The sequence below is a fragment of the Haemophilus parainfluenzae genome, assembly GCF_900638025.1.
GTDB classification, from domain to species: Bacteria; Pseudomonadota; Gammaproteobacteria; order Enterobacterales; family Pasteurellaceae; genus Haemophilus_D; species Haemophilus_D parainfluenzae_J.
The window spans coordinates 1,528,682-1,544,000 of sequence record NZ_LR134481.1 but is presented as its reverse complement, the minus strand read 5'-3'; the positions used below and the strand labels follow the sequence as shown (position 1 = coordinate 1,544,000).

Genomic DNA, 15,319 nt, shown 5'->3' with positions numbered 1-15,319 from the left:
AAGGCTGATTTGATAAGCCACAATAAGAAGAAAAATTATGATCACGCAAGATTTCACCAAACCAATTGACTCTGCTACGGTGCTACAAAAAATCGTCTTAGACAAAGCACTATGGGTTAAAGCAAAGGAAACTGAATTTCCGCTTTCACAATTTAAAGAAAACATTCAAAAATCTGACCGCTCTTTTTATGATGCGTTGGGTAAAGGCACCCATCAAAAACCGGCTTATATTTTAGAATGTAAGAAAGCGTCCCCTTCTAAAGGATTAATTCGTGGTGAATTTAATTTAGATGAAATCGCCAATGTGTATAAACATTATGCGTCAGCGGTTTCAGTGCTAACGGATGAGAAATACTTTCAAGGTAAATTTGACTATTTGCCGCAAGTACGTGACGTTGTCTCACAACCTGTATTGTGCAAAGATTTTATGATCAGCGAATATCAGGTTTATCTTGCACGCTATTATCAAGCTGATGCTATTTTATTGATGCTTTCGGTAGTGAATGACGAAACCTATCGCGTATTGGCTGATCTTGCACATTCTCTCGGTATGGGCGTATTAACAGAAACCAGTAACGAGGAAGAGTTTGAGCGAGGCCTTGCATTAGAGGCAAAAATTATCGGGGTTAACAATCGTAATCTTCACGATCTTACTGTTGATTTAAACCGCGTGGTAGAACTCACACAAAAATATGCCGATCGCATTCCTAGTGATGCACGTATTATCAGCGAATCGGGGATTTATAATCACAGCCAAATTCGTGATTTGCAAAAAGTGGCACATGGCTTTTTAATCGGTAGCAGCCTAATGGGCAGTGCAGATTTAAATAATGCTGTGCGTGAAGTGATTTTGGGCGAAAATAAAGTATGCGGTTTAACTCGCACGCAAGATGTCAAAGAGGTTTACGCAAACGGGGCATTATACGGCGGCTTAATTTTCGTCGATCATTCAAAACGCTGTGTGAGCCTACGTCAAGCTCAAGAATTAGTGACAGCATCACCACTTCGTTTTGTGGGCGTGTTCCAGAATCAAGAAATTGATTTTATTGTAAAAATCGCTAAACAATTGCAGCTTTATGCCGTTCAGCTACACGGTTCAGAAACCGCTGAATTTATTACCGCACTTCGTCACCAACTGCCTGAAAAAATACAAATTTGGAAAGCTATTTCAGTCGATACTGAAGCACAACGTGCGGTTGATTTTACGGATGATTTAAATATTGCTCGCTATATTTTCGATAGCCAATCCGCTAATCAACAAGGTGGCACAGGAAAAACCTTTAATTGGTCCGTCATTCCTGAAAACTTAAAACACAAAATTATTTTGGCTGGTGGCATTTCGCCTGACAATATTGAACAAGCCATTAAGCAAGGTTGCCTAGGAGTTGATCTCAATTCTGGTATAGAAACTGCCGCAGGCGTAAAAGACAGCGAAAAAGTGCGGTCAGTTTTTAAGACGATTTTGTCAAATTAATCTGATTGCTAAGGGGAAGCATTATGCAAAGAACAGCGTTAGTAACCGGCGCAACTGCCGGATTTGGTGCGGCAATTTGTCACACCCTCATTGAAAATGGTTATCGTGTAATTGGCACAGGACGCCGCGTAACTCGTTTAGAACAATTACAACAAGAATTAGGTGAAAACTTCTACTTTCTTGCCTTTGATATTTCAGATCGCCAAGCAACAGAAGATGCGTTCCATTCACTTCCAACTAATTGGCAATCTATTGATTTATTGGTGAATAATGCAGGATTAGCATTAGGCTTAGAAAGTGCCGATAAAGCGAGTTTAGACGATTGGATGCAAATGATTGATACCAATATTAAAGGTCTCGTCACCATCACTCGTCTTGTGTTACCACAAATGGTTGAACGTAATTCAGGTCATATTATTAATTTAGGCTCAATTGCAGGTACTTATCCTTATCCTGGTGGCAATATATACGGCGGCACTAAAGCGTTTATAAAACAATTTAGTTTAAATCTTCGAGCCGATCTTGCTGGTACACAAATTCGCGTGACCAATGTTGAGCCAGGTCTTTGTGGTGGAACTGAATTTTCGAATGTCCGTTTTAAAGGTGATGATGCCCGAGCAAAAAAACTCTATGAAAATGTAGAATATGTCAGCCCACAAGATATTGCTAATATTATTTTATGGCTCAATCAACAACCTGAACATGTCAATATTAATCGCATTGAAGTGATGCCTACAGCACAAACCTTTGCACCACTTAATGTCGCAAGAATTCAAAAATAACAAGGAAATATTATGTCAGAAACCCTTTTAAATCCTTATTTCGGTGAATTTGGCGGAATGTATGTACCGGAAATTCTCGTACCGGTACTACAACAGCTAGAAAAAGCCTTTGTTGAAGCAAAAGACGATCCTAAATTCCAACGTGAATTTCAAGATTTACTTAAAAATTATGCGGGCAGACCAACCGCACTTACCCTTTGCCGTAATTTAACCAAAGGGACAAAAGCAAAAATTTATTTAAAACGTGAAGATTTACTTCACGGTGGTGCCCACAAAACCAACCAAGTATTAGGTCAAATTTTATTAGCAAAACGCATGGGGAAAACGCGCATTATCGCCGAAACCGGTGCTGGCCAACATGGCGTGGCAACAGCTCTAGCTTGTGCAATGTTAGATATGCCTTGCCGTGTTTATATGGGCGCGAAAGACGTGGAACGCCAATCACCAAACGTATTTCGTATGCGTTTAATGGGAGCTGAAGTAATACCTGTACAAAAAGGCTCTTGCTCATTGAAAGATGCGTGCTGTGAAGCGATGCGTGATTGGTCAGCCAACTATGAAAACACCCATTATTTATTGGGTACAGCGGCAGGCCCTCATCCATTCCCAACCATTGTACGTGAATTCCAAAAAATGATTGGTGAAGAAACCAAACGTCAAATCTTAGAAAAAGAAGATCGCTTACCGGATGCTGTCATCGCGGCAGTTGGTGGTGGCTCCAATGCAATTGGTATGTTTGCCGATTTTATTGATGAAAAAGGCGTACGCTTAATTGGCGTAGAACCTGCTGGTCATGGCATCGAAAGTGGTGAACATGGTGCACCATTAGGCCATGCAAAAGTCGGTATTTATTTCGGTATGAAATCACCTTTAATGCAAACTGAAGATGGTCAAGTAGAAGAATCCTACTCTATTTCTGCTGGATTAGACTTCCCTTCTGTAGGGCCTCAACATGCTTATTTACAAAGCATTGGTCGTGCCGAATACCCAAGTATTACAGATGATGAAGCATTAAACGCTTTCCAAGCATTAGCAAAACATGAAGGAATTATTCCTGCATTGGAAAGTTCTCATGCATTAGCACATGCACTAAAAATGATTCATCAAGAACCGAATAAAGAACAAATTTTAGTGGTGAATCTTTCTGGTCGTGGGGATAAAGATATTTTCACCGTTGATAAAATTTTAAAAGAAAAAGGAATGCAATAATGAGCCGTTTTGAAACTAAATTTGCAGAACTTGCAGCGAAAAAAGAAGGGGCTTTTGTACCTTTCGTTACATTATGCGATCCAACATTTGATCGCTCTTTTGAGATTATTTGTACTTTAGTTGAAAATGGCGCAGATGCGTTGGAATTAGGCTTTCCATTTTCTGATCCGCTATTAGACGGTCCCGTAATCCAGGCAGCTAATAACCGTGCGCTAAATGCGGGCCATAGCACTGAAGACAGCTTTAAATTACTCGCTAAAGTACGGTCAAAATATCCAGAAATTCCGATTAGCTTACTCCTTTGTGCAAATTTGATTTTTGCTAAAGGATTAGATAATTTCTATCAACGTTGTGCAGAAGTCGGCGTGGATGCGGTTTTAGTAGCAGATATTCCACTATTGGCAAAAGAAGACTATGTTCAAGCTGCTAAAAAGTATGGCATTCAACCTGTCTTTATTTGCCCACCAAATGCTGATGCCAAAACGGTACAAGGTGTTGCTGAAAACAGCGAAGGCTATACCTATTTAGTTTCTCGTGCAGGTGTAACAAGTGCTGAGAATCAAGCTCATGCTGCAAACTTAGATACACTTGTAGAACAACTTAAAGCTCATAAGGCTCCACCAATTCTACAAGGTTTTGGTATTGCTCAACCTGCTCAAGTAAAAGAGGCTCTTCAACTTGGTGCTGCGGGAGCTATTTCAGGCTCTGCAACGGTAAAAATCATTGAGCGAAATTTAGATAATCAAGCTCAATGCTTAACTGAACTTGCTGAGTTTGTTCGTGATATGAAAGCGGCAACAAAATAATTGACAAAAGATGCAGATCAATGTCGATCTGCATCTTTCTTTATACATCCACTAAAATGAGTATCGCTGCTTCTCCACCCCATTCTTTGGGTGCTTGGTGTAACGCCCGGACTTTAGGGTGCTGAACTAACCAACGTGGAATTTGTTTTTTCAACGTAAAGGTTCCATAGCCGGTCATGATGCTCGCGCAATAAACATGCTGATCTTCACAAGCTAGCAACAATGCCGCTAATTCCATTTTGGCTTGCTCACGGGTTAAACCATGTAAATCCAAAAATAATTCGGGTGAAAAATCGCCACGACGAAGTTGTTTCAATAAATGGCTATCTTCCCCTTCGCGTAAATATTTGATGACACCATCATGTTCATTTAGCAATGGTTCATATTCATCGGAAAAATAGAAAAGCGTATCTTCTTTTTCTCGAATATCACGTAAATCAGATTTTTTTTGACCGCTCTTTTGACGCGGCGCCACAAAAGTATCTTGCTTGATGGGTTTGATCCCTTTTGTTTCCGCCCGAAAAAGATCGAAATCATCTTGTTCTGTCATTATTTTTCTCAATTTGTTATTTTGCTTAATGATAGCACATCTATTCTATGGTATAACTAGCCAAATTTTTTATTGAGGCACAAAATGGAAACCTTACACAATCAAGAACTTGTTGCGACAATTTTAGAAGATAATGTGGCAAGTGAATTAACAACCATTCAAGATTTTTTACGCTGGACATACAGCACATTTAACCGTTCTGATATTTATTACGGACAAGGCCATGACAATGCGTGGGATGAAAGTCTTCAATTAGTCCTTGCGGGACTTCAATTACCGCTCGATTTACCGCAAGATTTATTTAGCAGCAAACTCACTCACTCAGAAAAAGAAACCTTAGTACAATTAGTCTTAAGCCGTATTGAGCAACGTATGCCTGTCGCCTATTTAACAAATAGTGCGTGGTTCTGCGGATTAGAATTCTATGTAGATGAGCGGACGATTATTCCTCGCTCGCCAATTAGTGCATTAATCCAAGATAAATTTGCTCCGCTTTTAAAATCTGAACCAAAACGTATTTTAGATCTTTGTACCGGCAGTGGTTGTATCGCGATTGCTACTGCTGAAGCCTTTCCTGAGGCTGAAGTGGATGCAGTCGATCTTTCTGTGGATGCGTTAAATGTAGCGGAAATCAATATTGCACGCCACCAATTAGAACACCGTGTTTTCCCGATTCAATCATATTTATTCCAAAATCTCTTCGGTCAACAATATGATTTAATCGTGACCAACCCACCTTATGTAGATGAAGAAGATTTGGCAGATATGCCGGAAGAATTCCATTATGAGCCTGAATTAGCCTTAGGTTCCGGTGTTGATGGTTTAGAAATTACAAAACAAATTTTAAAACAAGCGCCGGATTATTTAACACCAAATGGCGTGCTCGTTTGCGAAGTAGGCAACAGTATGGTAAGTCTCATTGAACAATATCCAGATGTGCCATTTGAATGGGTTGAACTAAAAAATGGCGGTCTAGGTGTATTTGCCATTAGCCGCGAAGATTTAGTGAAATATCACGATTCATTTTAATCTCAAGTGCGGTTAAAAATCGTCGTGAATTTTGACCGCACTTAACCAATTACTGGCGCGCGTTCTTAACGCGTGCTTTTCTTTTTTTAATAACACAATGAATTTACAAAAACTTTTACTGACTCGTCGTTTCTTTTCTACCCTTGCATTCTTTTCCATGCAAACGGTATTTTTCATCTATTTACAAGGAAAAGGCTTAAGTAACAGTGAAATTGCCTTTTCACTCTCGTTGCTTTTCTTCTGCAACCAAGCATTAGCCATTTTAGCCGGTATTTGGGGCGATCGATTTGGACTGGCCAAAATGATGTTGCTTGGGTGCTTTTTAGATGTGATCGCCTACATTTTCTTTCTCTCTGCAGACAATTACCTTCTGCTTTTAATTGCCACCACCTGTTTTGGCTTAGGCAGTTGTTTGTTTGGTACCAATGCGAAAGCCTGCCTACTTGTACTCGCAGGCGAAGAATACAAAGAGAAAACTCGATTACAGGGAAAATATTTAAAAGTCACCTCCATGTCGTCTATGTTTGCGCCTTTGTTAGTGATTCCATTTATCAAATACAATCACATTGAGTCGCTGATTTGGGTCTGCTTTGCGATGGAAGCGGTTCTCTTTGCCTTAATGGTAAAACCGTTTTATCAAATCCAAACCTTACAGACCTTAGTGAAGTTTCGCATTGCTCAAATTAAAGAAATCATCACCAAAGAATTTTTATTTGTGCATTTGATGCTATTTATTCCTCTTTCCATTGCAACGTCATTCTTTGTGATCTTCCCATTTCTTTTCGATAATAAATTAGTGATGCCAGAACACTCCCCCATTGCACTTTTTGTAAATGGTTTGTTGACTGTGTCATTACAAAGTTATTTTTCTCGAAAAATTAATTTAACGATTAAACAAACCTTATGGGTGGCACCAATCTTGGCTGTGGGCATTATCTTGCCTTGGTTTATTACGTTGAAATATATTTCTGTGGTTTCCGCTTATATTTACTTAGTCATCTTCACGGTGATTGAAGTCTATGCCTTAACGGCGATGGCAAATTTATTAGTAAAATTTGATAATGGCACTAACCGAGGTTTTATCTTTGGAGCATCACGATTATTGCTTTCTATCGCGACAGTTATCGTCATGAATTTAGTGCCTCATTTGTTTTTATTGTAAAAAAGCGTATTGAGTCAATGTCTCAATACACTTTTGTAAAACTATATGACAAATATTATACTTTAAATTTTTCTTCAATTTCTCTTAATACCTGAATTGGATCTAAATTAAGTCCTTTGCAATATTCGATGAATTCAAATACATCTAAACGACGATCTCCAGTCTCTACTTTTCCAATAAACGAATGTACAACGCCCAATTTTTCTCCAAATGCGCGTTGTGATAAACCCAGCTCTTTTCTTCGATTAAGCAATAATTCTCTTAACCAAATATATTCATCGGAATGAATAGATAATCTTAATTTTCTCATTGCACCTATTTTAGGTGCAAGTTATACTTGTACCCGTTTTAGGTTCAACTATAAGGAGATGTTATGTCATTTTTATCTAAGACTCTTGGTGGCTTATCAAAAGCTTACTATATTCGTCAATTTTTATTCGGGTCAATCTTTTTTACATTTATGGCTGTTATAGGATATAACAACTACAGTCATACTGGTAACTCATCTATATTTCTTACTAATATAATCCTTGGATTAATTTGTTTATTCTTATATCCCTATTCTTGATTTGTTTATGAAAGTATTATTGAATATATTTTAGGAAATAATGTTTTCTTTGTTAATGCTCTATTCATGCTTATAATCAAATTCATAACCATGATGCTGTGTTTTGTGTTCGCAGTATTTATCGCACCAATTGGTTTAACATACCTCTATTTTTATCATTCAAAACAAGAGAAACTTCAGAATCAAAATGAAAAACAATAGCAAAAAAGGACGCTATAACGCGTCCTTTCTTCTATAAAAAAGTTTAATTTTTAACTGCTATTTTACTTCACATCTAATTCGACATTATCAAACAATTTCTTCACGGCATTGTTATCACGCAATCTCTCGGCTTTTTCAACCATTGGACGTGTTAAGTGCGGTGAGAAAAATTCGATAAAATCATACATATAGTTGCGTAAGAATGTGCTGTGTTTAAAGGCTATTTGCGTTATACTCGGACGAAATAAATTTCCCGCATCAATCGCCACTAAATCCGTATCGGAAGGTGTATGTGCCATAGACGCCATAATGCCCACGCCCAATCCTAAACGCACGTAGGTTTTTATCACGTCAGCATCCGTTGCGGTAAACACAATATTCGGCAAAATACCAGCTCGGTTAAACGCATAATCTAAATCAGATACACCAGTAAAGCCGAAAGTATAAGTGACTAACGGATATTTACCTAAGTCTTCAACGGTAAGCTCTTTCACTTTTGCTAAAGGATGATCGGGTTTAACAATCACCGAACGATTCCATAAATAGCAAGGCAGTTGAATTAAATCATCGAAAAGATACGGCGCTTCTGTCGTAATCGCTAGATCTACTTCACCAGAAATCAACGCATCATGAATTTGAGTGGGTGAACCTTGATGAATATGCAAGCTCACATCCGGATATTGTTTAGAGAAACGTTCCACCACACCTGGCAGCATATAACGCGCTTGTGTATTGGTTGTCGCAATGCGTAACACCCCATGATTCGGGCAAGTATATTCATTGGCAACCGATTTAATGCTTTGTGCTTTAACCAAAAGCTCACGAGCAATAGCCACGATCTTTTTACCCGCAGGAGTAATGGATTTAATGTGTTTACCATTACGCTCAAAAATCTCTAAACCGAGTTCATCTTCTAACAAGCGAACCTGTTTACTGATACCTGGCTGAGAGGTATAAAGTGCGTTAGCCGCTTCTGTCACGTTTAAATTTTGGTTTACAATCTCAACAATATAGCGAAGTTGCTGCATTTTCATCGCTAATACCACCTATTTTTTATAGCGTTTACTTAACTCAGTATAACGTTTTACTGCTTTACGAATTTGACCTGATTTTGGTCGACGACGAGGTTTGGTTACGTCTAATTTGGTTTCGGTTTCTGGTGGTAAGCCCACTAACTCACGTAGATAGTTGACGTTTTCCAGATCCATTTCTTCCCAGCCACCACGCGGTAAGCCTTTCATTAGCTTAATGTTGCCGTAACGAATACGAATTAAGCGGCTCACTTGAATACCTTGTGATTCCCATAAACGTCGCACTTCACGGTTACGACCTTCCATTAAGGTCACATCGTACCATTGGTTAATTCCAACACCGCCCGCAAATTTGATTTCTTTGAAATTAGCTGGACCATCTTCCAACTGCACGCCTTTACGTAAACGCGCTAACATGGCATCGTCCACTTGACCAAATACGCGCACGGAATATTCACGTTCAACTTCACGGCTTGGGTGCATTAAACGGTTAGCTAATTCACCATCTGTCGTGAAAAGTAATAAGCCCGAAGTATTAATATCTAAACGACCGACTGCAATCCATCTTGCGCCATTTAAGCGTGGTAAACGATCAAATACAGTTGCACGACCTTCAGGATCGCTGCGGGTACAAAGTTCGCCTTCTGGTTTGTAATACATTAATACACGGCATACTTCTTTTTGTGCTTGTTGAAGATTGATGATACGACCATCAATACGCACTTTTACACCAGAATGTACATCAATACGATCACCAAGGGTGGCCATTTTACCATCGACACTCACTCGGTTCTCAGCAATCATCGCTTCAATTTCACGACGAGAGCCTTGTCCTGCTCGCGCAAGCACTTTCTGTAATTTTTCACCTTCTACTGTCGATTGACGAGAGGGTTTAGCCACCTTAGCTTTAGGGGTTGATTTGATGTCAGAATTGACCGCACTTTTACGTTCTTTACGCTCAAAGTGCGGTTGCTTTCCCGCTTGTTTTTCACGTTCTTGTCTGACTGTTTTTTGAATAGGTTTCATCTGTTTTCCTTTGTCGCTTTCCCAAGCGTCTAAAATAAGTTAAATGAAAGGATCGGTACTACCACTTCCTTCACGTAAAATCACTGGCGATTCTTCCGTTAAATCCACCACCGTTGTTGGCTCTTGGCCTAAATAGCCACCATGAATAATTAAATCCACTTGACGTTCTAAACATTCACGAATCTCTTCTGGATCAGAATAAGTCATATGTTCATTATCAGGCAACATCAGTGAGCAAGATAGAATCGGCTCACCTAATGCGTTCAATAAATCCAAAGCAATTTGGTTATCCGGCACACGCAAACCAATAGTCTTGCGTTTTGAGGTCATTAATCGGCGTGGAAGTTCTTTCGTCGCCGTCAAAATAAAAGTATAACGCCCCGGCGTATTGTTTTTAATTAAACGATAAGCCGAATTGCTCACCGTTGCGTAGGTTGAAAGCTCGGATAAATCGCTACATACCAACGTAAAATTATGCCCTTCTGGCAATTTACGAATCGCAACAATACGATCCATCGCATGTTTATCGCCTATCATACAGCCTAAGGCATAGCCCGAATCTGTCGGGTACACAATGACACCACCTTGACGCAAAATTTCTACCGCTTGATTAATCAAACGCGCTTGCGGATTTTCAGGGTGGATATAGAAAAATTGGCTCATAATTTTGTCCTTAAAAAACTGACGAGATTATACACTGATTTAGATGTAGTTATAAGAATTTGTTATAAAAAACGACCGCACTTTGAAAACTAATCCAAAGTGCGGTCCATTTTTTAAGTATTTTATTTCAATAATTCACGGAGGGCTGAACCGATTTCAGCAAGACTTCTCACCGTTTTCACACCAGCTGCTTCAAGTGCAACAATTTTATCTTCTGCCGTCCCTTTTCCACCGCTGATAATCGCGCCTGCGTGTCCCATACGCTTACCTTTTGGCGCCGTCACGCCTGCGATATAAGCCACCACAGGTTTTGTCACATGAGATTTAATAAACGCTGCCGCTTCTTCTTCTGCAGAGCCACCGATTTCACCTATCATCACGATAGCTTCAGTTTCAGGATCGTCTTGGAAACGTTTGAGAATATCAATGAAGTTAGATCCTGGAATAGGATCGCCACCGATTCCTACGCAAGTAGATTGACCAAAACCTTCATCTGTCGTTTGTTGTACCGCTTCATAGGTTAAAGTACCTGAGCGAGAAACAATGCCTACTCTACCTTTTTTATGGATATTACCTGGCATAATCCCAATCTTGCATTCATCTGGTGTAATCACGCCTGGGCAATTCGGGCCGATCATCACGACTCCCGTTTCATTTAATTTTTGTTTTACCAACAACATATCCAGCGTTGGGATACCTTCTGTAATACAGACAACCAACTGAATACCTGCATCAATGGCTTCTAAAATCGCATCTTTACAAAATGGTGCGGGCACATAAATCATGGTTGCCGTAGCCCCTGTAGCTTGCACGGCTTCATGCACGGTATTAAATACCGGCAAACCTAAGTGCGTTGTTCCGCCTTTATTCGGTGAAACGCCCCCCACTAACTTTGTGCCATAAGTCAATGCCTGTTCGCTGTGAAATGTCCCTTGCGCACCAGTGAAACCTTGGCAAATTACTTTTGTCTCTTTATTAATTAAAATCGCCATGATTATTCTCCTTTTGCCGCTTTCACTGCCGCTTGTGCTGCTTCTTGTAAACTATGTGCTGAAATTAAATTCACACCACTTTCGGCTAAAATTGCTCTACCTTGTGGGGCATTGGTTCCTTCTAATCGAACCACAACAGGCACTTTTACACCGACTTCTTGAATCGCCGCTACGACACCTTCAGCAATAAGATCGCAGCGTACAATTCCACCAAAAATATTTACTAAGACAGATTTCACATTTTTATCTGTGAGAATAATTTTGAATGCCTCAGCCACACGCTCTTTCGTTGCACCACCACCAACATCAAGGAAGTTTGCAGGGTTACCACCATATAATTTCACGATATCCATGGTTCCCATAGCGAGTCCGGCGCCATTAACCATACAGCCGATATCACCTTCTAAGGCAACATAATTGAGCTGATATTTTTCTGCTTCTGCTTCACGAGAATCACTTTGGCTTAAATCACGTAAGGCTAACAGCTCAGGATGACGATAAAGTGAGTTATCATCAATGCCTACTTTCGCATCGAGACAAAGTAAGTGACCTTCTTTTGTTACCACGAGTGGATTCACTTCAACTAAAGAAAAATCTTTTTCGACAAAAAGCTGCGACAATTTCACAAAAATAGCAGCAAATTGCTTATTTTGCTCGCCACTTAAACCGAGTTTAAAGGCTAATTCACGACCTTGATATGGCATACCGCCAACCAAAGGATCAATGGCGACTTTATGGATTAGCTCAGGCGTTTCTCTTGCCACATCTTCAATATTCATGCCACCCGCTGAAGATGCCATAAAAACGACTTTCTGTGAAGCACGATCAATCACTGCGCCTAAGTAGAGTTCTTTATCAATCTGGCAGGTTTCTTCAATATAAATGCTATTAACGGGTTGGCCTTTTTTATCGGTTTGGAAGGTTACTAAATGTTGTCCAAGCCATTTATCCGCAAAAGCATGCGCTTCTTCTGCATTATGCACGAGCTTTACACCACCGGCTTTTCCGCGTCCACCTGCGTGAACTTGACATTTCGCTATCCAAACATCGCCATTCAGCTGAAAGAGTGCCATTTCAGCTTCATCTGCTGTTTGGCACACGACACCTTCACTTACAGGTAGAGCATATTGCTTAAAAAGCTGCTTAGCTTGGTACTCATGTAAATTCATATTTCCTTCCTATTTTGATGTTGTTTAGCGAAACAAACAAAAATTTGACCGCACTTTGTTTTATTTTAAATTCTTGGCTTGCCCTTTCCATATTGAGTTATATACTGGGACATAATAACCACAATTCATGTTAAGGATAACAACATGCAAACGAAAAAATCAAGCAATCTTGCTATTGCACTCATTTGGTTTACTGCTGCTATTTCAATGGCAGAAATTCTCACGGGTACTTGGTTTGCACCACTAGGATGGAAACAAGGTTTAATTGCCATCATCGTTGGACACTTTATTGGTGGTTCGATGTTTTTCTGTGCAGGTTACATCGGTGCAAAAACCAAAAAAAGTGCCATGCAAACGGTACAAATATCATTTGGTGAAAAAGGTTCTGCGCTTTTCTCTTTACTCAATGCCATGCAACTGATGGGATGGACTGCTGTCATGATTTATATGGGGGCTGAAGTCATTTCTATCTTAAATCAAACAGCTGATGCTTCCATCTTTCCATTCCTTACACTTGGCTTAGGCATACTCATCATACTTTGGCTACTACTCGGCTTCACTAAATTAGGTATCTTCAAAAGCATTTCACTTGTTACCATGTTTTTACTGATGTTGTGGCTTAGTATTCAAGTCGCGAATAAACCATTCATTGCCATGGATGTAGCACAAAATATTAAATTTGGTACAGCTGTTGAAATTGCTGCCGTCATGCCGCTTTCTTGGTTACCGGTAGTATCTGACCATACGAAGAATAGCGAAACGCCATTTAAAACGACCGCACTTTCAACGCTGACTTATACCGCGACCAGCTGCTGGATGTATACTCTTGGCTTAGGTGCAGCATTAGTAACCGGTAAATCTGAAATCTCACAAATTCTTTCGCTTGCTGGTGTCAGTGTTATTGGCGTATTAATTGTCATCGCCTCTACCATGATTAACACTGCTCTTCCCGCCTATTCCACCGGCATGAGTTTAAACAATATTTTCCCTCAATTAAAAGTCACGCCAATCTCCGTACTTACCGTGATTGTGGGCATTATATTAGCCTCAACCTTGCCTATAACAGAATACGAACATTTCTTGTTCTTTATTGGCTCAGTATTCGCGCCAATGATCGCTGTGCTTATCGCTGATTTCTTTGTGCTCAAACAGCATGATGTTAAAAAATCAGTTGATAGTGTTGGACTCAGCGTTTGGTTTGTCGGCTTCGTACTCTATCGTTTCCTTATGGCAAAAGGTTGGGAAACCGATTTAGGTCTGACTTTCCCTGTTATCATCATTACCTTTATCTTAGCAATCTTAGTACGTAAAATAGCTAAATAAAGGTTGGATTTTAATTATAAAAAGACGGGCATTGTTCCCGCCCTTTTATTCACATCAATATAAAAAAGGCTTTTCCCCTCAAAAGAGAAAAGCCTGTGTGCTTAAATTTCTAATAATAAACGAGTTGGATCTTCTAATAAGTCTTTAATCGCCACTAAGAAACCAACTGATTCACGACCATCAATTAAGCGGTGGTCGTAAGATAATGCCAAATACATCATCGGACGAATCACCACTTGGCCATCTACCGCAACCGGGCGCTCTTTGATGGCATGCATGCCTAAAATTGCACTTTGCGGTGGATTGATAATTGGTGTGGACATTAAAGAACCAAATACGCCACCATTAGTAATGGTGAAGTTACCGCCTGTTAAATCTTCAACGGTTAATTTACCATCACGGCCTTTTTCTGCTAGTGCTTTAATTTGTTTCTCAATATCCGCCATACTGAGTTTGTCACAATTGCGTAATACTGGTGTCACTAAACCACGCGGGGTTGAAACGGCAATGCTAATATCAAAATAGTTGTGATACACAATGTCATCACCGTCAATTGAGGCATTCACTTCTGGATAACGTTTTAACGCTTCAACTACAGCCTTGATGTAGAAAGACATAAAGCCTAAACGTACACCATGCTGTTTCTCAAATTTCTCGCCGTATGTTTTACGTAATTTCATAATCGGCTGCATATCCACTTCATTGAATGTAGTGAGCATTGCGGTGGTATTTTTCGCTTCTAATAAACGTTCCGCAATACGTTTACGTAAACGGGTCATCGGTACGCGTTTTTCTGAACGAGAGCTATATGCCACGGTGCTAATAGTATTCTGCTCTGTTGCCACATCTTGTTTCGCTTTTTGTGCGTCACGTTTTGCCACTTCACGTTCAATATCTTCACGGGTAATACGACCACCCACACCAGAACCTTGAATTTTCTCAGCATCTAAATCGTGTTCAGCTAATAAACGACGAATAGCAGGACCTTGATCCGCTGAATTATTGTGGCTATTTTCAATGGCTGCTCTTTGACGATCAGCAGGTGTTGGTTCATTGTCTTTCACTGTTTTAGATGAAATATCACCAGCCTGTTGAGTAGAAAGTTTACCTAAAAGCTGTTTACTTACTACGGTTGCACCTTCTTCTTGAAGAATTTCAGTCACTACGCCATCGCTTAAGGCTGGTACTTCAAGTACCACTTTATCTGTTTCAATTTCTACTAATACTTCGTCACGTTTTACCGTCTCACCAACTTTTTTATGCCATGTTGCAACAGTTGCATCCGCAACGGATTCCGGTAAATCTGGAACAAGAATTTCAATTGTCATTTTATT

Annotated in this window: 15 protein-coding genes; 7 read left to right on the top strand and 8 right to left on the bottom strand. The window is 39.8% G+C overall.

The features are described 5' to 3' along the window. The first annotated feature begins 37 nt into the window (after positions 1-37). Genes trpCF through trpA form a run of 4 tightly spaced genes read left to right on the top strand, consistent with a single transcriptional unit; the run spans position 38 to position 4,271 of the window. A complete protein-coding gene (gene trpCF / locus EL215_RS07770; protein WP_164757071.1) occupies positions 38-1,474 on the top strand; it encodes a bifunctional indole-3-glycerol-phosphate synthase TrpC/phosphoribosylanthranilate isomerase TrpF in 1,437 nt (478 codons plus the stop codon). 23 nt (positions 1,475-1,497) lie between these two features. Next, on the top strand, positions 1,498-2,256 hold the full coding sequence (locus EL215_RS07765; RefSeq protein ID WP_126471301.1) for an SDR family oxidoreductase: 759 nt from the start codon (positions 1,498-1,500) through the stop codon (positions 2,254-2,256). Between the two features lie 12 nt (positions 2,257-2,268). Further along, positions 2,269-3,465, top strand: coding sequence for a tryptophan synthase subunit beta (gene trpB, locus EL215_RS07760; protein WP_126471299.1), 1,197 nt, complete (start codon positions 2,269-2,271; stop codon positions 3,463-3,465). After that, a complete protein-coding gene (gene trpA, locus EL215_RS07755; RefSeq protein WP_126471297.1) occupies positions 3,465-4,271 on the top strand; it encodes a tryptophan synthase subunit alpha in 807 nt (268 codons plus the stop codon). The genes trpB and trpA overlap by 1 nt, the downstream gene beginning before the upstream one ends. A gap of 40 nt (positions 4,272-4,311) precedes the next feature. Here trpA and smrB read toward each other — a convergent pair whose 3' ends face one another. Further along, positions 4,312-4,821, bottom strand: a complete 510-nt coding sequence (smrB, locus tag EL215_RS07750) for an endonuclease SmrB (protein ID WP_049355742.1) — start codon at positions 4,819-4,821, stop codon at positions 4,312-4,314. Positions 4,822-4,905: 84 nt separating this feature from the next. Here smrB and prmB point away from each other — a divergent pair, with 84 nt between their 5' ends. After that, positions 4,906-5,850: a 50S ribosomal protein L3 N(5)-glutamine methyltransferase gene (gene prmB / locus EL215_RS07745; RefSeq protein ID WP_126471295.1), complete on the top strand. Its 945-nt coding sequence runs from the start codon at positions 4,906-4,908 to the stop codon at positions 5,848-5,850. Between the two features lie 97 nt (positions 5,851-5,947). Next, the gene (locus EL215_RS07740) at positions 5,948-7,012 is read left to right on the top strand and encodes an MFS transporter (RefSeq protein ID WP_126471293.1); all 1,065 of its coding nucleotides are present in this window, start codon (positions 5,948-5,950) and stop codon (positions 7,010-7,012) included. A 55-nt stretch (positions 7,013-7,067) separates the two neighbouring features. On the opposite strand, the gene EL215_RS07735 is transcribed toward EL215_RS07740, so the two are convergent. From EL215_RS07735 to sucC, 6 genes are all read right to left on the bottom strand, one after another. After that, complete coding sequence (locus tag EL215_RS07735; protein WP_126471291.1) at positions 7,068-7,322, bottom strand: helix-turn-helix domain-containing protein; 255 nt, start codon at positions 7,320-7,322, stop codon at positions 7,068-7,070. A gap of 521 nt (positions 7,323-7,843) precedes the next feature. After that, complete coding sequence (gene cysB, locus EL215_RS07725) at positions 7,844-8,815, bottom strand: HTH-type transcriptional regulator CysB (protein WP_126471289.1); 972 nt, start codon at positions 8,813-8,815, stop codon at positions 7,844-7,846. A 12-nt stretch (positions 8,816-8,827) separates the two neighbouring features. Next, positions 8,828-9,838 carry a 23S rRNA pseudouridine(2605) synthase RluB gene (rluB, locus tag EL215_RS07720; protein WP_049355748.1) on the bottom strand — a complete coding sequence of 337 codons (1,011 nt, stop codon included), beginning with the start codon at positions 9,836-9,838 and terminating at the stop codon, positions 8,828-8,830. Positions 9,839-9,877: 39 nt separating this feature from the next. Continuing rightward, complete coding sequence (locus EL215_RS07715) at positions 9,878-10,501, bottom strand: L-threonylcarbamoyladenylate synthase (RefSeq protein ID WP_049355749.1); 624 nt, start codon at positions 10,499-10,501, stop codon at positions 9,878-9,880. Between the two features lie 122 nt (positions 10,502-10,623). Beyond that, a complete protein-coding gene (gene sucD / locus EL215_RS07710) occupies positions 10,624-11,493 on the bottom strand; it encodes a succinate--CoA ligase subunit alpha (RefSeq protein WP_126471287.1) in 870 nt (289 codons plus the stop codon). Positions 11,494-11,495: 2 nt separating this feature from the next. Continuing rightward, a complete protein-coding gene (sucC, locus tag EL215_RS07705; protein ID WP_126471285.1) occupies positions 11,496-12,662 on the bottom strand; it encodes an ADP-forming succinate--CoA ligase subunit beta in 1,167 nt (388 codons plus the stop codon). Between the two features lie 144 nt (positions 12,663-12,806). Between sucC and cytX the strand changes: the two genes are divergently transcribed. After that, entirely contained in the window at positions 12,807-13,985 is a 1,179-nt protein-coding gene (gene cytX / locus EL215_RS07700; protein ID WP_126471283.1) for a putative hydroxymethylpyrimidine transporter CytX, read from the top strand. Positions 13,986-14,086: 101 nt separating this feature from the next. On the opposite strand, the gene odhB is transcribed toward cytX, so the two are convergent. After that, positions 14,087-15,313 carry a 2-oxoglutarate dehydrogenase complex dihydrolipoyllysine-residue succinyltransferase gene (odhB, locus tag EL215_RS07695; protein ID WP_126471281.1) on the bottom strand — a complete coding sequence of 409 codons (1,227 nt, stop codon included), beginning with the start codon at positions 15,311-15,313 and terminating at the stop codon, positions 14,087-14,089. Positions 15,314-15,319 lie beyond the last annotated feature (6 nt).